The 19,209-nt window shown below is 64.6% G+C and carries 13 protein-coding genes and 1 tRNA gene; 6 read left to right on the forward strand and 8 right to left on the reverse strand.

The window, feature by feature from the left end; translation table 11 throughout:
- Window positions 1-43: 43 nt before the first annotated feature.
- The 6 genes from ACQ4W0_RS07185 to ACQ4W0_RS07210 all read left to right on the forward strand — a co-directional run bounded on the left by ACQ4W0_RS07185 (window position 44) and on the right by ACQ4W0_RS07210 (window position 9,227).
- Window positions 44-1,405, forward strand: coding sequence for a hybrid sensor histidine kinase/response regulator (locus tag ACQ4W0_RS07185; protein WP_436576126.1), 1,362 nt, complete (start codon window positions 44-46; stop codon window positions 1,403-1,405).
- Between the two features lie 263 nt (window positions 1,406-1,668).
- On the forward strand, window positions 1,669-2,376 hold the full coding sequence (locus ACQ4W0_RS07190) for a CerR family C-terminal domain-containing protein (RefSeq protein ID WP_436576127.1): 708 nt from the start codon (window positions 1,669-1,671) through the stop codon (window positions 2,374-2,376).
- A 17-nt stretch (window positions 2,377-2,393) separates the two neighbouring features.
- Window positions 2,394-3,809 (forward strand): efflux transporter outer membrane subunit, encoded by a 1,416-nt coding sequence (locus ACQ4W0_RS07195; RefSeq protein WP_436576128.1) that lies wholly within the window; start codon window positions 2,394-2,396, stop codon window positions 3,807-3,809.
- A 13-nt stretch (window positions 3,810-3,822) separates the two neighbouring features.
- Window positions 3,823-4,998: an efflux RND transporter periplasmic adaptor subunit gene (locus ACQ4W0_RS07200; protein ID WP_436576129.1), complete on the forward strand. Its 1,176-nt coding sequence runs from the start codon at window positions 3,823-3,825 to the stop codon at window positions 4,996-4,998.
- 9 nt (window positions 4,999-5,007) lie between these two features.
- Window positions 5,008-8,124, forward strand: coding sequence for an efflux RND transporter permease subunit (locus ACQ4W0_RS07205; RefSeq protein WP_436576130.1), 3,117 nt, complete (start codon window positions 5,008-5,010; stop codon window positions 8,122-8,124).
- Window positions 8,125-8,255: 131 nt separating this feature from the next.
- A complete protein-coding gene (locus ACQ4W0_RS07210) occupies window positions 8,256-9,227 on the forward strand; it encodes a hypothetical protein (RefSeq protein ID WP_436576131.1) in 972 nt (323 codons plus the stop codon).
- 29 nt (window positions 9,228-9,256) lie between these two features.
- Here ACQ4W0_RS07210 and ACQ4W0_RS07215 read toward each other — a convergent pair whose 3' ends face one another.
- From ACQ4W0_RS07215 to ACQ4W0_RS07250, 8 genes are all read right to left on the reverse strand, one after another.
- Window positions 9,257-9,997: a tetratricopeptide repeat protein gene (locus ACQ4W0_RS07215; RefSeq protein ID WP_436576132.1), complete on the reverse strand. Its 741-nt coding sequence runs from the start codon at window positions 9,995-9,997 to the stop codon at window positions 9,257-9,259.
- 104 nt (window positions 9,998-10,101) lie between these two features.
- The gene (locus ACQ4W0_RS07220) at window positions 10,102-11,499 is read right to left on the reverse strand and encodes an efflux transporter outer membrane subunit (RefSeq protein ID WP_436576133.1); all 1,398 of its coding nucleotides are present in this window, start codon (window positions 11,497-11,499) and stop codon (window positions 10,102-10,104) included.
- On the reverse strand, window positions 11,496-12,665 hold the full coding sequence (locus ACQ4W0_RS07225; RefSeq protein WP_436576134.1) for an HlyD family secretion protein: 1,170 nt from the start codon (window positions 12,663-12,665) through the stop codon (window positions 11,496-11,498). The genes ACQ4W0_RS07220 and ACQ4W0_RS07225 overlap by 4 nt, the downstream gene beginning before the upstream one ends.
- Entirely contained in the window at window positions 12,652-14,346 is a 1,695-nt protein-coding gene (locus ACQ4W0_RS07230; protein WP_436576135.1) for an MFS transporter, read from the reverse strand. Before ACQ4W0_RS07230 ends, ACQ4W0_RS07225 begins: the two co-directional genes overlap by 14 nt.
- Window positions 14,347-14,540: 194 nt before the next feature.
- On the reverse strand, window positions 14,541-16,952 hold the full coding sequence (locus ACQ4W0_RS07235; protein ID WP_436576136.1) for a catalase: 2,412 nt from the start codon (window positions 16,950-16,952) through the stop codon (window positions 14,541-14,543).
- Between the two features lie 240 nt (window positions 16,953-17,192).
- Window positions 17,193-17,546: an ElaB/YgaM/YqjD family protein gene (locus tag ACQ4W0_RS07240; RefSeq protein ID WP_436576137.1), complete on the reverse strand. Its 354-nt coding sequence runs from the start codon at window positions 17,544-17,546 to the stop codon at window positions 17,193-17,195.
- 457 nt (window positions 17,547-18,003) lie between these two features.
- Window positions 18,004-18,079, reverse strand: a tRNA-Thr gene (locus ACQ4W0_RS07245).
- A 117-nt stretch (window positions 18,080-18,196) separates the two neighbouring features.
- Window positions 18,197-19,198 carry a class 1 fructose-bisphosphatase gene (locus tag ACQ4W0_RS07250; RefSeq protein ID WP_101482594.1) on the reverse strand — a complete coding sequence of 334 codons (1,002 nt, stop codon included), beginning with the start codon at window positions 19,196-19,198 and terminating at the stop codon, window positions 18,197-18,199.
- Window positions 19,199-19,209 lie beyond the last annotated feature (11 nt).

Genomic DNA, 19,209 nt, shown 5'->3' on the forward strand with positions numbered 1-19,209 from the left:
CACCGTGCCCAGCATCACCACACTGAAATTCTAGGAGAGGTCTGTGGACTCCAACAACCAAATCAAGCCTGACGAAATCGAGATCCTGATCGTCGAGGACAGCCCGACCCAGGCGGAGCGCTTGCGCCGCCTGATCCAGTCGCTGCACTACAATGCGCGCGTGGCGGCGAATGGCCAGCTGGCCCTGGCCGCCATCCGCGAGCGCAAGCCGCACCTGGTGCTGTCCGATATCGTCATGCCTGAAATGAATGGCTACGACCTGTGCCGCGCCATCAAGTCCGATCCGACCCTGCGCGATATTCCCGTGATCCTCGTCACCTCGCTCAATGACCCGAAGGACATCATCCGCGGCATCGAATGCGGCGCGGACAATTTCATCCGCAAACCCTACGCGGAAGACTACCTGCTCAACCGCATCAGCCACATGCTGATGAACCAGAAGCTGCGCAAGAACCAGAATGTGGAAATCGGCATCGCCCTGTACCTGGGCGACCAGAAGCACTTCATCAATGCGGAGCGCCAGCAAATCCTCGATTTGCTCATTTCCACGTATGAACAGGCGGTGCAGGTCAACGGCGAACTGCAGGCGCGCGAACGCCAGGTGATCGAGCTGAACATGCGCCTGGCGCACCATGCGGCCGAACTGGAAACCATCAACCGCGAAATCGCCCTGAAAAACCTGGAACTGGCCGAAGCGAGCCGCATGAAGTCGGCCTTCATCGCCAATATGTCGCATGAGCTGCGCACGCCCCTGAACGCCATCATTGGCTTCACCGGCGCGTTGCTGATGAAACTGCCCGGCCCCCTGACGTCCGACCAGGACAAGCAACTCAATACCATCCGCGCCAGCGCGCGCCATCTGCTCTCGCTGATCAACGACATCCTCGACGTGGCCAAGATTGAAGCTGGCAAGCTGACCCTGTTGATCGAGCCCGTGCACTGCCAGGAGCTGATGGCCGAAGTGGCCGACACCTTGCGCCCCCTGGCCCAGCAAAAAGGCCTTGCGTTGGAAATGGCACTGGGAGAAGCGGGCCGCCCGCCCGCCATCATCGACACGGACCGCCGCGCGCTGACGCAAATCCTGATCAACCTGCTCAACAACGCCATCAAGTTCACGGAACAAGGCACGGTGCGCATCAGCCTGTCCCAGCGCGAGGAAGATGGCGTACTGGTGACGGAAATGAGCATCGCCGACAGCGGCGCCGGCATCAAGGAAGAAGACCAGGCCAAGCTGTTCCAGGCCTTTTCGCAGCTCGATTCCACCTCCACGCGCCACGTGGAAGGCGCGGGACTGGGCCTGTACCTATGCCAGAATCTGGCCAACGCCATTGGCGGCGCCCTGTTCTTCAACAGCGACTACGGCTCGGGCAGCACCTTTACACTGGCCCTGCGCAGCAAGGCCTGAGCCTCTGTGCGCCGCAACATAGATTTTGATTTTTTACCATCAAACAAAGAACGATATAGTAGTTCTACGGTATTGCACCGCACCATTTTCAGCGCTATAGTGGAACTGTCTCCTCCAATTCGTTCTCCGAACATTGGATTTAGCCCGCGAATACAACCGTGGGCTTTTTTTTGCCTGCGTTTTCCATCATCTTCACCTTACCTTAACTAAATCAAGTGATTTAGTTATATCAATCGTTTGAGATATATGATTAAATCTCCGGCATGATTGAAAAAAACGCCATCCCAACTTTCCACGCCGACGATGGGCGCAAGCCCCGTTCCGACGGAGAACAGTCGCGCGAGCGGCTGCTGCACAGTGCCATCCGCCTGTTTGCCGAACAGGGTTATGCCAAGACCTCCACGCGCGAACTGGCGCAGGCAGCGGGCACGAATGCGGCCGCCATCAGCTACTATTTTGGCGACAAGGCGGGCCTGTACCGCGCCGCCTTTGCCCAGCAATCGTCGAATCCGCAAGACAATATCGCCCTGTACGAGCAGCCCCATTTCACCCTGCGCCAAAGCCTGGAAGGCTTTTATGCGCAATTGCTCGCCCCCATGCAGCAGGGCGAGATCGCGCGCGACTGCATGCGCCTGTGGTGCCGCGAAATGCTCGAGCCGACAGGCCTGTGGGCACGCGAGATCGACCAGAACATCCGTCCCGAACACGAGGCGCTGACGCGCGTACTGGCACGCCACCTGGGCGCGCCCGACAACAGCGACGACATGCACCGCCTGGCGTTTTCCATCGCTTCGCTGGCCCTGCAGCACATGGTGGGCGCCGAGGTGCTGCAAACCTTGCGACCGCAACTGCTGGAAACGCCGCACGCCATCGACACCTGGCTGGCGCGCATGACCGACTACGCGCTGGCCATGGCCGACGTGGAGCGCCTGCGCCTGACCATTCCTCCCTCTACCCCTACCGCTCAATGACAAGCAGAAGGACCAGCATGACGACTATTCAATGCACCGTTCAACGCGTCCTGGCCGCCAGCATCGTGCTGGCACTGGGCGGTTGCGCCCTGCAAGGGCCGCCCGCAGCGGTGGCCGCCAGCGCACCGGCGCAGTGGCAAGCGCCGCTGCCGCATAACGGCAAGCTGACGGACCTGGCCAGCTGGTGGCAGGGCCAGGGCGACAGCCTGCTGGTGGAATTGATCACCGACGCGCAGCAGGTCAGCCCCACGATCGCCACCGCCGGCACGCGCATCGTGCAGGCGCGCGCGGACAGCATCGCCAGCGGCGCCGCACTGGCGCCCACCCTCGACGCGACAGGCAGCGTGGTGCGCACCAGCCAGCAATCGGCGCAGCCGGGCGGCACCACCTCGCAGGCCGCCCTGCAAGCCTCGTGGGAAATCGATGTGTTCGGGGCCAAGCGCGCCACGCGCGATGCGGCGCAGGAGCGCTACGACAGCGCCCGCGCCGGCTGGCATGAAGCCCGCGTCTCGGTCGCCGCCGAAGTGGCAAACCAGTACTACGCCTTGCGCACCTGCCAGCAATTGCAGGTCGTGTCCGAACAGGACGCCGTCTCGCGCCGCGATTCGGCACGCCTGACGGAACTGAGCGCCGGCGCCGGCTTCCAGCCGCCCGCCAACGCGGCCCTGGCCCGTGCCAGCGCCGCCGAAGGCGCCAGCCGCGCCATCGAACAACGCGCCGCCTGCGATGTGAATATCAAGGCGCTGGTGGCCCTGTCGGCCATGCCGGAAGCGTCGCTGCGCCAGAAGCTGGCGGCCAGCCCTGCCGTCCTGCCCTCGCCCGTGGCAATTGCGGAACTGCCGGCGCAAACCCTGGGCCAGCGTCCCGACATCTACAGCGCCGAACGCGAAGTGGCGGCGGCCAGCTTCGAAGTGCGCGGCGCACAGGCGCAGCGCTATCCCCGCCTGAGCCTGGCCGGCTCCATCGGCAAGGGCAATATCCGCAGCGGCGGCACCAGCATCACGGCCAGTACCTGGAGCATCGGCCCGCTGGCCGTCAGCCTGCCCATCTTCGACGGCGGCACCCGCCGCGCCCAGGTCGATGCCGCCACGGCGCGCTACGACGAAGCGGTAGTGAAATACCGCGCCGGCGTGCGCCAGGCCGTGCGCGAAGTGGAAGAAGCCCTGGTCAACCTGGCCAGCACGGACGAACGCAGCGGCCACGCCAAAACGGCCCTGGAAGGTTACCGCGTGTCGTTTGTCGCCACCGAGGACCGCTACAAGAATGGACTGGCCAGCCTGATCGAACTGGAAGACGCGCGCCGCACGCGCCTGGCCGCCGAAAACACCGTGGTCAACCTCGAGCGCGAACGCAGCGCCGCCTGGGTGGCGCTGTATCGCGCCGCCGGTGGCGGCTGGAACAGCGCCAACGCCATCGCCAACAACGCCCCCTGACGGATACGACAACATGAAAAAAATGACCTTGAAACCCGTGGCTCTCGCCCTTGCCGCTCTTTGCGTGATGCTGGGCGCGGGCGTGGCCCTGTACCCATCGGCCTCCACGGCGGCCGACGATGCCAAAGACAAGAACGCGGCGCAAAAACCGGCCCTCACCGTCACCACGGCCAAGCCGCAAACGGCCAGCCTACCCATCAAGCTAAAGGCCAACGGCAACGTGGCTGCCTGGCAGGAAGCCGTCATCGGCAGCGAATCGAACGGACTGCGCCTGACCGAGGTGCGCGTCAACGTGGGCGACGTGGTGCGCGCCGGCCAGGTGCTGGCCGTGTTCTCGAACGACACGGTGAACGCCGACGTGGCGCAGGCGAAGGCCGCCGTGCTGGAAGCGGAAGCGAATGCGGCAGAAGCGGCCGCCAACGCGCAGCGCGCCCGCTCACTGCAAAGCACGGGCGCCATCAGCGCGCAGCAAATCAGCCAATACCTGACGGCCGAACAGACGGCCAACGCGCGCATCGCATCCGCCAAGGCGCAACTGGCGTCGCAGCAGCTGCGCCTGAAATACACGCAGGTGGTGGCGCCCGACAGCGGCATCATCTCCTCGCGCTCGGCCACCGTCGGCTCCGTCGTGGGCGCGGGCACGGAGCTGTTCCGCATGATCCGCCAGGGCCGCCTCGAGTGGCGCGCCGAAGTGACAGCCACCGAGCTGCTGAATTTGAAACCGGGCACCCTGGCGCAGGTCAGGGCGGCCAACGGCAGCGTTTTGACGGGCAAGGTGCGCATGATCGCTCCGACAGTCGACCCGCAGACGCGTTCGGCCCTCGTGTACGTGGACCTGCCGGCCAGCACCGGCAACAATGCGCCGTTCAAGGCCGGCATGTACGCCAGCGGCGAATTTGAACTGGGCACGTCGGGCGCGCTGACGGTGCCGCAACAGGCCATTGCCGTGCGCGATGGCTTCAGCTACGTCTTCCGCCTGAATGCCGACCAGCGGGTCAGCCAGATCAAGGTGCAGGCCGGACGGCGCCTGAGCGACCGCATCGAGATCATAAAAGGCATCACGGCCGACACCACCATCGTCGTCAGCGGCGCCGGCTTCCTCAATGACGGCGACCTGGTACGTAATGTTCAAACCCCGGTGCAAAACCCGGTCGCAGCAGCTGCCAAGCCGGCCACGGCGAAAAAGTAAGGAGAGGCCATGAATTTCTCCTCCCTCTCGATCAAGAATCCGATCCCGGCCATCATGCTGTTCGCGCTGCTGACCCTGGCCGGCCTGCTGGCCTACAAGGCCAATCCGGTGCAGGATTTCCCCGACATCGAACTACCCATCGTCACCGTCAGCGCGGTGCTGCCGGGCGCCGCGCCGGCCCAGCTGGAAACGGAAGTGGCGCGCAAGATCGAAGACTCCGTCGCCACCCTGCAAGGCGTGAAAAACATCTACACCAAGGTACTCGATGGCGTCGTCACGGTGACCGTCGAATTCATCCTGGAAAAGCAGATCGCCGAAGCCGTCAATGATGTGCGCGACGCCGTCGCCCGCGTCAAGGCAGACATGCCGGCCGAGCTGCGCGACCCGACCGTCACCAAGGCGTCCACCGCCGGGCGCGTGGTGCTGACCTTTATCGCCACGGCAAAACCCGGCGTGGACAACCCGCTCGACGCTCCCGACCTGTCCTGGTTCGTCGACAATACGGTGGCCAAGCGCCTGCTGACCGTGCCCGGCGTGGGCGCCGTCAACCGCGTGGGCGGCGTCTACCGCGAAATCCAGGTGGAACTCGACGAGGCGCGCATGGCGGCGCTGAAGGTCTCTGCCCTCGACGTCTCGCGCCAACTGCGCCTGGTGCAGCGCGAAGCGCCTGGTGGCCGGGGCGACATCAGCGGCGCCGAGCAGTCGGTGCGCACCATCGCCACCGTCAAGACGGCCGATGAACTGTCGCGCGTGGAAGTGCCGCTGCCGGACGGCCGCCATGTGCGACTGGACCAGGTGGCTACCGTGCGAGACACGATCGCCGAACCGCGCGCGCTGGCCGAGCAGGATGGCAGGACCGTGGTCGCCTTTGAAGTGTTCCGCACCAAGGGCGCCAGCGAAGTGGCCGTCGCCAAGGGCGCGCGCGCGGCCATCGCCGACCTGCAGAAGGAAAACCCCAACGTGGTGCTGCAGCAGTCGATCGACAATGCCTTCCCCGTCGAGGAAAACTTCGTGGGCTCAATGGAGCTGCTGTATGAAGGCGCGCTGCTGGCCGTGCTGGTGGTGTGGTGGTTCTTGCGCGACTGGCGCGCCACCCTCGTGGCCGCCGCCGCGCTGCCCCTGTCGGTGATGCCGGCGTTCCTCGGCATCTACTGGTTCGGCTACACACTCAATACCGTCACCCTGCTGTCGCTGGCCCTGGTCGTCGGCGTGCTGGTCGACGACGCCATCGTGGAAATCGAAAACATCGAACGCCATCTGCGCATGGGCAAGTCGCCCATGGAAGCGGCCATGGAAGCGGCCGACGAAATCGGCATGGCGGTGATCGCCACCACTTTCGCGCTGGTGGCCGTGTTCCTGCCGACGGCCTTCATGAGCGGCATTCCCGGCCTGTTCTTCAAACAGTTCGGCTGGACGGCCGTGCTGGCTGTGCTGGCGTCCCTGGTGGTGGCGCGCCTGCTCACGCCGATGATGGCGGCCTACATCCTGAAACCCCTGCAGCACAAGGAAGAACAGGACGGCTGGCTGATGACGCGCTACCTGAACGTGATGCGCTGGTGCCTGAATCACCGTGGCATCACGGCCATCGCTGCAGCACTGTTCTTTATCGGCGCCATCGCACTCGTGCCGCTGCTGCCGACGGGTTTCGTGCCGGCCGCCGACCGCGCGCAGACGCAGATCAACCTTGAACTGCCGCCCGGCTCCACCCTGGGCGAAACGCAAGCCGTGGCAGCCATGGCGCGCGATGCGGCCATGCAGACGCCGGGCATCAAGGGCGTCTTCAGTTCGATTGGCGGCGGCTCCAGCGGCGACGCCTTCGCCCCCGGCGCGGCGGCCGAGGCGCGCCGCGCCGTGCTGACTCTGACCACCGTGCACCGCACGGAGCGCAAAGAGTCGATGGCAGGCCTGGAAACCCAGCTGCGCCACAAGCTCGATACGATACCCGGTGCCCGCTTCACGGTGGGGCCGCCCGACTCGGGCGTCAAGATGCAACTGGTGCTGCGCTCGGAAGACCCGGTGGCGCTGATGGCGGCGGCGCAAAAGGTCGAGCGCGAACTGCGCGGCCTGAAAGGCATCGGCAACGTCAATTCCAGCGCTTCGCTGGTGCGCCCGGAAATCATCGTGCGTCCCGATTTTGCCAAGGCGGCAGACCTGGGCGTGACGGCGGCAGCCATCGGCGAAACGGTGCGCGTCGCCACGGCCGGCGACTACGACACGGACCTGACGAAGATGAACCTGCCCGAGCGGCAAGTGCCGATCCGCGTCAAGCTACCCAACAGCGTGCGCGCCGACCTGGCCGCCATCGAGCGCCTGACCGTGCCCGGCAAGAATGGCCCCGTGCGCCTGGCGAATGTGGCCACGGTGACGATGGAAAGCGGCCCGGCGCAGATCGACCGCCTGAACCGCAGCCGCAACGTGACGCTCGACGTGGAACTCGGTTCGCGCACCCTTGGCGAATTAAATGCAGAGGCGCGCGCGCTGCCGTCGATGAAGAATTTGCCGCCGTCCGTGAAGATCGCCGAACTGGGCGACGCGCAGGAAATGGCTTCGCTGTTCGCCAGCTTCGGCCTGGCCATGCTGATCGGCGTGCTGTGCATCTACTGCGTGCTGGTACTGCTGTTCAAGGACTTCATGCAGCCGGTGACCATCCTGGCGGCGCTGCCGCTGTCGATCGGCGGCGCCTTCGTGGCGCTCCTGATCACGGGCAGCGCCCTGTCGATGCCGTCGATGATCGGCCTGATCATGCTGATGGGGATCGTCACCAAGAACTCGATCCTGCTGGTCGACTATGCGATCCTGGCGCGCCAGGCCGGCATGAACCGCTTCGATGCGCTGGTCGACGCCTGCCACAAGCGCAGCCGGCCCATCCTGATGACGACGATTGCCATGGGCGCCGGCATGATGCCGCTGGCGCTGGGCTGGGGCGCCGATCCCAGCTTCCGTTCGCCGATGGCCATCACCGTCATCGGCGGCCTGATCACCTCGACTTTATTGAGCCTGCTGGTGGTGCCGGCCGTGTTCACCTACATCGACGACCTCGAGCACCTGCTCAAGCGCGGCATGGCGAAACTGCGCCGCCAGAAAGCGCCGGCGCGGCGCGATGACAAGGTGGTGCTGGAAAAATAAGCGCCACGCCTGATGGCGAAATCGCCCCCTGCGGGCAAGGAAGCGAAGGACCGGCCGGCAGGCCGCGCTCCCTCGCTTCCATCTATCTGGCATACTGCGCCCATTCTCCATGAACGCAATCTGCCCTGCCTATGAATTACCGCACTCCCCTCGTCCTGCTCATGGTATCCGCACTGCTCGGCGCCTGTTCGGACAAGACCACCCCCGCCAGCGCCGACATGGCAGTTGACGTGGTAGCCGATGTCCCCGCCGCCGCTGCCGATACGGCATCGGCCGAGCACGTGCCGCCACCGGCTGCCAGCGCGCCCAAGACGGAAGAAGTGAACACGCCGCAGGCGCGCAAGCGCGAAGCGGGCATGATGCGTGCCGTCTTTGGCAAGGACTACCGCGGCGACAGCGACGATGCGCTGGCCGACCTGTCCGATCCGGACAACCATGTCGACAAACTCAGTTATGTCGTCAGTGCCGTCAGCCACAGGCTGCTGCCCGATGGCCGCGCCATCCTGGTGGCGAATGCGGAAACGGCCAACACGGAAGGCACGGCAGAATCGGCGCACGCCTCGTCGGGGCTGTTGAACGTGTTTTTCCTGGCACCCAAGGGTCAGCCGGAAGAGGGACAGTGGCAAGTCGTGAAACGGCTGGAAAACATCGCCGCCCTGGGTTCGTCCGGGCAGCTGGGCGAAGTCCACTGGGTCATGCTGGGTGCGAACAAGCCAGGACTGGCGATCCGCCACGGCTATACGGGCCAGGGTTACACCATCACGCAACTGGCCCTGTTTGAAATCGGCGACGGCAAGGTAACCGCGCTCGATGGCGGCATCGACCTGTACTCGGACAATATGGGCGCCTGCACGCCAGACATGGACGAGTGCTGGATGGTCGACGGCAAGTGGCGCTTCACCCCCGCGCGTAACGGCGGCGCCTACGACGACTTGCTGCTCGACTTCACGGGCGCGTCCGAAAAGATCAAGCCCGGCGTCACAGTCAAGTCTGACCAAGACCCGCCGCGCATCGCCACGTCCCTGAACGGCCGCGCGCGCTATGGCTTCGATGGCAAAGGGTACAAACTGGTTGAAGGGAAGAATACGGTGCCTGGCGTGTAAGCCAATAAGCACCAAGCACCGTCATGCCGCTACCTGCGTGCCGTCTCCAGGCGCGCCAGCAGCGGCGCATACATAGCCCGCGTATGGCTGCTCCAGCGGGCCATGGCGCTGTCGATATCGGCACACAGGCGCTCGGCCAGCACCTTGTCGCCCTGCTGCAGCGCCCAGATCGCATACTCGGCGCGGCACTCGAAGCTGTTGTAGCGCGTCAGCGCGTCGTCGAACTCCGCCTTCGCTTCCGGCTGGCGCCCGCTTTGCGCCAGCGCGCGCGCCGTCAGCAGGGAAACCATCTCGGGACGGAAATGGATGTCGTTGCGGCGGATGAATTCCAGGTGCGTCAAGGCCTCGGTGCCGCGCGCGCATTCCAGGTAGGCGCGTGCCGCGCCCAGGCGAATTTCCAGGTCCGATGAAAACGCTCCCTGCAGGCAGGCTTCATACGTCGATGCCGCTTCCTGCGCATCGCCCGCTTCGAGCAGCGCGCTGGCCAGGCGCATCTGGTTCTGCGCCGTCGGCGTGTACTCGAAGGCGGCCTTCGCCTCGCGCAGTTCGCGGTTCGGATCGAGCACCTGCACGGCCACCGACGCAACCTTGCGCGCACCTTGCGGCAGGCGCGAATTGGGCAGGTAGATGGCGAAGAAATACACCACGCTGCCCAGCAGCGGGAACATGAATAAAATGAGCAGCCAGTACAGCTGCTGCCCGTTGCGCACCACGTGAATCGCAAAAAATACCGCGATCAGTATGTGGATGCCTATGCCAAAAATCGTCATGTTACAACCTCGTTCGTAACGGGAGCCGCTGGCACCATGCCGCCACTTCCCCAGGCCAGAATATTACACCGGCCGCGGCAAACGGCTACGCCATGCACGCGCGCCTATGGCGTCTTGGCCGACCAGCCGCCGCCCATGGCCCGGTACAGATCGACCGAGGCAACGAGGATGCGTGTCTTCAGTTGCAGCAAGCCCACGTCGGCGCTGTACAGGGTACGCTGGGCGTCCAGTTCTTCCAGGTACGATGCGTAGCCATTGCGATAGCGGTTATGCGCGATGCGCAGGGTGTCAGCTGCGGTGGCGCGGCGCGCATCGTTTTCCACGGCTTGCTGCTTGAGCCGGTAGATGGCGCCCAGGCTGTTCTCCGTTTCGGCGAAGGCGTTGCGCACCACGTTTTCATACGTGTACGCCAGCTGGTCGCGCTGCGCGCCGGCCGCATCCGTCTGCGCCTGCACCCGCCCGCCGTCGAACAGGGGACCGGCCGCCAGCGCCGTCAGCCGCCACAGGGCCGTCGGTGCATGCAGGAAATCGGTGAGCTTCGTGGCTTGCCCGCCGCCCACGGCCGTCAGCTTGAACGAGGGCAGCAACTGGTCGCGCGTGGCGGCCAGGCTGGCATTGGCGGCCGCCAGGTTATGTTCCGCGCGCGCGATGTCGGGCCGCCGGCGCAGCAATTCGGACGGCAGGCCGGCAGGCACACCGGGCGCCGCCAGTTCGGCCAGCGGCAAGCCTCGGGCGATGGGGCCGGGATTGCCGCCGACGAGGACGGCCAGCGCGTTTTCCTGTTCGAATATCTGCCGCTGCAGCTGCGGCACCTGCTCGGCCGCCGCATGGTATTCCGATTGCGCCTGCAGCCATTCCAGCCGCGAGCTGTAGCCCACCTCGAACTGCTTGCGCGCCAGCTCGCGCGACTGTTCGCGCAGCTGCAAGGTCGATTGCGTCAGCGCCAGCTGCGCGTCCAGGCCACGCAGATTCAGGTAGGCCGTGGCCACGCTGGCGGCGATCGACAGGGCCGCCGCATCGAGGCTGGCCTGCTCTGCGCGGTAGCTCTCGCCGGCCGCGTCGCTCAGACTGGCCAGCCGGCCCCACACATCGATTTCATAGCTGGCCTGCAGTTCCGCCTGGAAGACGTTCGTTACATACGGCACGCCGTTATAGGCCAGCGTGCGCGTGCGCGTGGGCGAGCCGTCAAAGGCCAGGTTCGGCGCGCGGTTGGCATCGGCCTGCGCCAGGCGTGCGCGGTATTCCTGCACGCGTGCGCGCGCCACGCGCAAGTCGCCATTGCGCGCCAGCGCCTCGCCCACCAGATCACTTAAAACGGGATCGCCGAACGCCTGCCACCACAGCTGTTCCACCTGCGTGCCATGCGCGGACGCTGCGTCGCCCTCGCCTTGCGCGCGCCAGCCGGACGGCAGTTGCAAGGCCGATGCGGGCTGCGGCGGCGCGTTGGCGGCGCAGCCAGCCAGCGCCAGCACGCTAGCAATCAGCAGAAGGCGGCGCTTCATGGTTTGGCCTTTTTTGGCGCAGGCGGAGGCGCCGGATTATCCGCCGAGTCGTTCAGCACGGCGGACGTGTCGACGCTGACCACCACCGACATGCCCGGCACGAGCCGGCGCGCATTCGCCTGCCCCGCATCGATGCGGATGCGCACGGGAATGCGCTGGGCAATTTTGAGGTAGTTGCCCGTCGCGTTATCGGCCGGCAGCACGGAAAATTCGGAACCCGTGGCCGGTGAGATGCGCTCCACCTGGCCCGTCAGCACGGCGCCGTCAAGCGCGTCCACGTGGAAGGTGGCGCTCTGCCCTTCCTGCACGCCGTTCATCTGCGTTTCCTTGAAATTGGCGATGACCCACATCTGGCGCGGCACCAGCGCCATCAGCTGCGCACCCGAATTCACGTACGCGCCCTGGCGCACCGCCACCTGGCCCAATTGTCCATCGGATGGCGCCACGATGCGCGTGTTATCGAGGTCGATCTTCGCCGCCTTGACGGCCGCCTGCGCGTTCGCCACGGCCGCTTCCAGCGCCTGCTTGTTGACCACCACGCTATGCACGCTTTGCTGGGCGATGTCGAGATTGGCGCGCGCCTGCGCCAGCGCCGCAGCCATCTGCGCCTGCGTGGCGCGCGACTGGTCGTGTTCGCGCTGCGACAGCGAACCGTCGGCCACCAGCAGCTCCACGCGATTCAGGTCGGCGCTGGCCTTGCGCGCCTGCGCTTCCGCGTTGGCCAACGCCGCCTCGCTGACGGAAATCCCCGCCTGCGCGCTGGCCTTCTGCTGCGCCCAGTTCGACAGCGCCGCCTGCTGCGCCGCCAGCTGCGCCTGCGCCTGCTCGTAGCGCTGCTGGTAGATGCGGTCGTCGATGCGCACCAGCAGCTGGCCCTCCTTCACATCCATGAAATCCTGCACCGTCACTTCCACCACATAGCCGGACAGCTGCGTGCCGATGATGGTCACCTGCCCGCGCACGGTGGCGTTTTCCGTCGTCACGATGGGACTGGTGAACGGCGGCAAACGCCACGCATACAGCACGATCAGCACGCCCACTAGGGCCACGGCGGCAAAGGCCAGCGCGGACAGCCACTGGTGGCGCCGGTCCGGCTGTGCAACGGAAGGGGCGGCGGGTGCGGGTGCGATGGGAGGTACTGGCGGCGTGCTGTTATTTTCTGTCATTGCTCGGTTCCGAATTGGTAATGGGGACGATGGCCATGGCCGTTTGCGCATCGCGCACGGGGCCGACCAGGCGACGCGCGCCGGAGGTGATGCGGGTCCAGGACTGGCTGACCAGCATCCACAGCAAGGTGGCGATGGCGACGCCGGCGATCATCAAAAAAACATCGTTGTACGCGAGGACATTGGCTTCGCGCGTGGCGATGGCGCCCAGGCGCGCCACGCCCTGGGCGCTGCGCAAGGCGGGGTCCATCAACACGCCACTGTAGCTTGCGGCGCCCGACTGCACGCGCGCGGCCACCTGCGGGTCGAGCATGGTCAGGTGCTCGACCAGGTAGCTGGAATGGTATTTTTCGCGCGCCGTCTGGATGGTGCCGACGATGGCAGAACCGAGCAAGCCGCCCAGGTTCTGGGTCATGGTAAACATCACGGAAAAACTCACCAGGTTGCGCGGTTCGGCAATCACGGCGCCCATGCCGGCCACCATGGTGGGGCCGAGGAAATACGTGCCGCCAAAGGCCAACAGGAACTGGCTCAGGTACATATTGACGGGGCGCGTCTGGCTGGTGGCGTGCGCGTCGATGAGCGCCCCGGCGGCGATCAGCAGCAGCGCGAACATCAGCGAGCGGTTCAGCGTCGCCGGATTGATCGTCAGCGCGCTGACCACCAGGCCCGCCACGCTGCCCAGAAGCACCACGATGAACAGGTTCTGCATCTGGTCCGTGTTCAAACCCAGCGCTTGCAGGAAGCCGACGGCCCCCGTCGACTCGGACAACACAATGCGAAACAGCAGCACGGATAAAAACAGCTTGGCGATCTTGCCCGTGCTAAGCCAGCGCGTATTGAGCAGCGGGCGCGCGCGGTTATGCTCGATGGCCAGCGAGGCGGCGATCAGCACGATGGAGCACGCCAGGCACACGCCCACCCATTCGGCTTCCATCCACCACGCCGTGCGCCCCTGCGCCAGCACGGCGCACAGCAGGGCCACGCCGGGCGCGAACAGGATGAAGGTGAGGAAATCGAGCGGCTCGAAGGTTTGCACGCGGTCTCCCGGCGGCAATTTGAGGGCCAGCACGCAGCCCAGCGCCAGCAGGGCCAGCCCCAGTTCGAACAGGTACAGGCCGTGCCATTCGCCGATCTGCAGCAGTTCGGAGGTAAAGATGCGCGCCAGGGGCAAGGCCAGCTGGGCAAAGCCCAGGCCCAGCACCACGCCCTTCAGGCGGTGCCGCGCGGGAAACGCCTGCAGGGTGTAGTACAAGCCCAGCACCCCCAAGGCGCCGCCCACCATGCCATGCGCGGCGCGCACGGCGATCGCCGACGGCAAGGTATTGGCATACAGGTGGGCGAACGTCACCAGCGCATACAGCACCAGGAACGCTTCCGTGAACAGGCGCAGGCCGAACTGCTGGCGGAACTTCACCAGCAGCAAATTCATGGACACGATGGTCATCACATAGGCGGCCGGCAGCCACTGCATCTGGTAGGCATAGGCGGCCAGCGAACCTTGCAGGTTCAGCAAATTGGCCGTCACCAGACCGTTGCCCAGCCCTCCCGTCAGCGCGACGATCAGGCCGACGATGAAATACGCGACACGCTTGGGTGTCGAATGTTCTGGCATCGATGGCGACCCGGGCAAGGTCGGGCGTTCGCCCGGCCCCCAGGTGCGAGGTGTGTACTTGTCCATGCAGTAATCGCGATCCGGTTTGCTGAAGCTGTTCTTTGCTGCTATAGAAATAGTTGCAAATGAACAGTTCTAGTCAGCAGCATATCACCGCGGGACGTTTTTATTGTTTACATTGTTGCAGGGCGTTGCGCAGGCAGCGCAAACAGGATATGCAACGGAACCAGCGCATCCGGCCCCGTTGCTGACGCAGCCACTCACACCCTAGGCGGATCCGTTTCGCGCGCGAACGCCCGGTGCGCCGTCAGCGCCTTTTTAAAGGCCGCCACGGCTTTCACCACGTCGCCGGATGGCGCGACGATGACGGCAAGATCCGGCTTGCCATCGGGCAGGGCCGCCGGCACACAAGCCTTGTCCAGCAAACCCTTGCCCGCGCCGATAGCCAGCATCGGCTTGCAGTGGCGGTATTGCAGGCGCAGGAAGTCGAGCGCGTTGGCGTCGGCGCCCAGCTGCTGCACGGCGCCCTGGCCGTCGGCAAGCACGACGGCGTCGAACAGTACGGACGGTCCCGCTTCGAGCGAGATTTCCACGTCGAGCGGCGCACCGCCGCTGGTATCGACCCGGCCAAGCTGGCTGCCCACCAGGCGCGGCACGGCGCCGTCGGCCAACAGCGCGGCATAGATACTGCGCACCTGCGCGCCATCGCTGCCCGGCCCCACCAGCATGGCCACGCGCAGCGTATGGATGCCCGTCTTGCCGGGACGGAAAAAGAGCGACAGCGCTGGCGACGGCGCATACGCGGGCAGCGGCTGCAGGGAGGCGCGCGGCATGACGGGCGGCAGCGCCAGGCCCAGCGCATCGGCCAGGCGCTGCGCCAGGGTTTCGTCGACATTGCGCAGCATGGCGACGATGCGCTGACGGATCACCACCGTCTGCACCTTGCTCAGCTCAAAGCGGAAGGCGTGCACGATATGGTCTTGTTCGACCGGCGTCTGGCTGATCCAGAACAAACGCGCCTGGCCATAGTGCTCGGCGAATTTCTCGGGCTTGCCGCGCACCTTGTCGCCTTCGGCGGCTGCGGGAAAACTGTTAAAACCCCTGGCGCCCGCCTGGAACGGGCAGCCGCCCGCCAGCGAATTGGGTTCGTACGCGACCCGGCCACGGTTGACGGCCTGGCGATGGATGCCGTCGCGCTGGTTGTTGTGCACGGGCGCCAGCGGAGCATTGATGGGAATTTCATGGAAGTTCGCGCCACCCAGGCGCGTGATCTGCGTGTCCATGTACGAGTGGATGCGGCCCTGCAGCAGCGGGTCGTTGGAAAAATCGATGCCGGGCACGATGTGCGCCGTGCAAAAGGCCACCTGCTCCGTCTCGGCAAAAAAATTGTCCGGATTGCGGTTCAAGACCATTTTTCCGACGGGGACAAGCGGCACCAGCTCTTCGGGAATCAGCTTGGTCGGATCGAGCACGTCGAAGGGAAAAGCTTCGGCCTGCGCTTCCGTGAAGACCTGGAAGGCCAGCTCATATTCGGGATACTCGCCGCACTCGATAGCTTCCCACAGGTCGCGCCGGTGGAAATCGGAATCGGCGCCGCTGATCTTGACGGCTTCGTCCCACACGAGGGAATGCGTGCCGGCCATGGGCGACCAGTGGAATTTACAGAAAACGGACTGTCCCTTGGCATTCACGAGACGGAAGGTGTGCACGCCGAAGCCCTGCATCATGCGGTAGCTGCGCGGAATGGCGCGGTCGGACATGGCCCACATCAGCATGTGCGTGATTTCCGGCGACAGCGAGGCGAAATCCCAGAAGGTGTCGTGCGCGCTGGCCGCCTGCGGCATGCCATTGTGCGGCTCGGGCTTGACGGCGTGGACCAGGTCGGGGAATTTCATCGCATCCTGGATGAAGAAGACGGGCATGTTATTGCCCACCAAATCCCAGTTGCCTTCATCCGTATAAAACTTCACGGCGAAGCCGCGCACATCGCGCGCCGTATCGGTCGAACCCCGTTCGCCGGCCACGGTGGAAAAACGCACGAAGACGGGCGTGCGCTTGCCCGCCTTGGCGAACAGCGTCGCGCGCGTATGCTTGCTTTGCTCCTTGTAGCATTCGAAGTAACCATGGGCGGCCGAGCCGCGCGCATGCACGACGCGCTCGGGGATGCGCTCGTGGTCGAAATGCGTGAGTTTTTCACGCAGAATAAAATCTTCCATCAGGGTGGGACCGCGCAAGCCCGCCTTCAGCGAATTCTGGTTGTCGCCCACGGGCACGCCCTGGTTCGTCGTCAGCACGCAGCCACTGTCATCGGACCTGGCGCGGTCCAGCGAGGCATTCGCGGCACTCTCGCCCAGCGCGGGCTGGCCATCGCCGGTCTTCGGTGACGCTGTCGTTTCACCCGTGGTGCTGGCCGTGGCCAGCGGTTCGCCCACTGCCACATGCACGCCTTCGGCCGGCGTGCGCGCCGCGTCGCCGTACTGGCCGCCTTCCTTGGGATTGACAGCCATGGCCTCGGCCAGCTGCTGGCCGGCGGCCGTTTTTTGCAGCAGCGAGCGGGTCACATCATTGTCCGCGCCCAAGCTGTACGGCGCCTTGCTGTCGGATGGGCCGGACATGCTGCTCAAGACGGAACCCGCACCGTCCGTGGACGGCGTTTTCTTGTTGCTAGCCATGACATCTCCTGTGAGGTGTTGCCCTGGGAAGTAACGCTACAACTCCCTCATTCAGCGCACGAACAGGGCAATCAAAATAATGATGGGAATAGGTATGCCGATCAAGCACAACAAAACGGAGCGCATCATCACTCTCCTTTCTGCCTGCTACTACCTTGTGCGCGTGGGCGCTGACCCGACTCGCCATGACGGCGAAAGGAACAGCGCCCACGACAACTACCTTGCCGGACTGCGTAAAACTTATTTACGCGAACCCAGCAGTTTGGACAGGCCATAACCGGCCGCTGCAGCAATCAGCAGGGATACGGCAGGGCGCTCGCGCACATAGCCGCGCCCCGTCTCGCCGGCGCGCTGGCAGGCGGCGCCCAACTGCTTGCCGCGCGCCATCAGCGTTTCGGAAGCTTTGCTGACGCTGTCGCTGACCTGTTCGATGCGCTCGCCCACCTGGTCCACGCCGTCGTGGGCGCGCGTGGCCACCTTGTCGGCCAGGGGCTGGGCCTGGCTTGCCACCTTGTCGATGGTACGGTGCAAGTCCTGGCGGGTATCTTGGACGGTGCCATTCAAATCGGAGCTGGTTTTTTCAATCGCGTTCATGATGGTTTCCTTTAAAAGTGAATAAATCCAACCATGCTCGATGCCGTGACCGAATCATGATTCTCCTCGCTTCGGTGAAAAAGAAGCGGCTAAACGCTGCCGGGCTGAGCCATATCAACTACTGGATCAGCAGCAAGCTGTTGACACCACCTTAACCGCGCCTGCCGCACGCCACCGTGCGCTGCCACACCTTGTGACCCAGACTTAAATGCCTGTCGGAAAGAACCATCCCCGCCGGGCTGGTAGGGCGGGCGAGACGTTTCCCTCCTGCAATTGCCGCAATTGCAAGAGCTGCCCCGGAGTCGCGCGGCGCTGGCGCAAGCGCGCAAGGATGGCCTGCGTGGCCAGTCCCAGGCGCGAGGCGGCGGAGATCCCGCCAGAGCAGGCTGGCGGCGACAAAGCTGCAGGCGAAAAAAAACCACCGTTTGAGCGGTGGTTTTTTTCTACTGCGAATACTTGGTGCCGTTGGCCGGAATCGAACTGGCGACCTTCACATTACGAATGTGCTGCTCTACCAACTGAGCTACAACGGCGAAGACCCACATTCTACAAACAATGCACAAAATTTGCTAGTGTCAACGCGATCTTTTTTGATTTTTTTTAGCAGCCCGGCTGCGGGCCGCTGAAAATCCTGGAAAAATGCGGTTTTTTTACTCCGCGTGGTAGGCCGTCACGCGGGCCACTTCGTCCTTCGAGCCGAGGAACACGGGCACGCGCTGGTGCAGCTTGTGCGGGGCGATGTCCATGATGCGCTGCTGGCCGTCGGTGGCGGCGCCGCCGGCTTGCTCGACGATGAAGGCCATCGGGTTCGCTTCATACATCAGGCGCAGCTTGCCCGGCATCGACGTGTCGCGCAGGTCGGCCGGGTACATGAAGATGCCGCCGCGGTTCAGGATGCGGTGCACGTCGGCCACCATCGAGGCGATCCAGCGCATGTTGAAGTTGCTGCCGCGCGGGCCCGTGTCGCCGGCCAGCAGTTCGTCGACATAGCGCTTCACGGGCGGATGCCAGTGGCGCGCGTTCGACATATTGATGGCGAACTCCTTCGTCGTCGGCGGAATCTGCATATTGCTTTGCGTGAGCACCCACGACCCCATTTCGCGGTCCAGGGTGAAGCAGTTCACGCCATTGCCGAAGGTCAGCACCAGCATGGTTTGCGGACCGTACACGGCGTAGCCGGCGGCGACCTGCTTGGTGCCCGCCTGCATGAAGTCCTGCTCCGTCGGCTGGCCCATGCCCTCCGGCGCCTTCAGTACCGAGAAGATGGTGCCGATCGAGACGTTGACGTCGATGTTCGACGAACCATCGAGTGGGTCGAACAGCAGCATGTATTCGCCCTTCGGATAGCGGTTCGGAATCGGGTGGATCGATTCCATCTCTTCCGACGCCATGGCCGCCAGGTGGCCGCCCCATTCATTTGCTTCGAGCAGGATCTCGTTGGAGATGATGTCGAGCTTTTTCTGCACTTCGCCCTGCACGTTTTCCGTGTCGGCCGTGCCCAGCACCTCACCGAGAGCGCCCTTGCCGACAGCGTGGCTGATGGTCTTGCAGGCGCGCGCGACGACTTCAATCAGCAAGCGCAGTTCGGCCGGAATGCTGTTGTTCGAGCGCTGCTCTTCAACCAGGTATTGCGTAAGACTGATGCGTTTCATGAATTCCCTCT

The organism is Janthinobacterium breve, assembly GCF_051380895.1.
Taxonomy (GTDB): Bacteria; Pseudomonadota; Gammaproteobacteria; order Burkholderiales; family Burkholderiaceae_D; genus Janthinobacterium.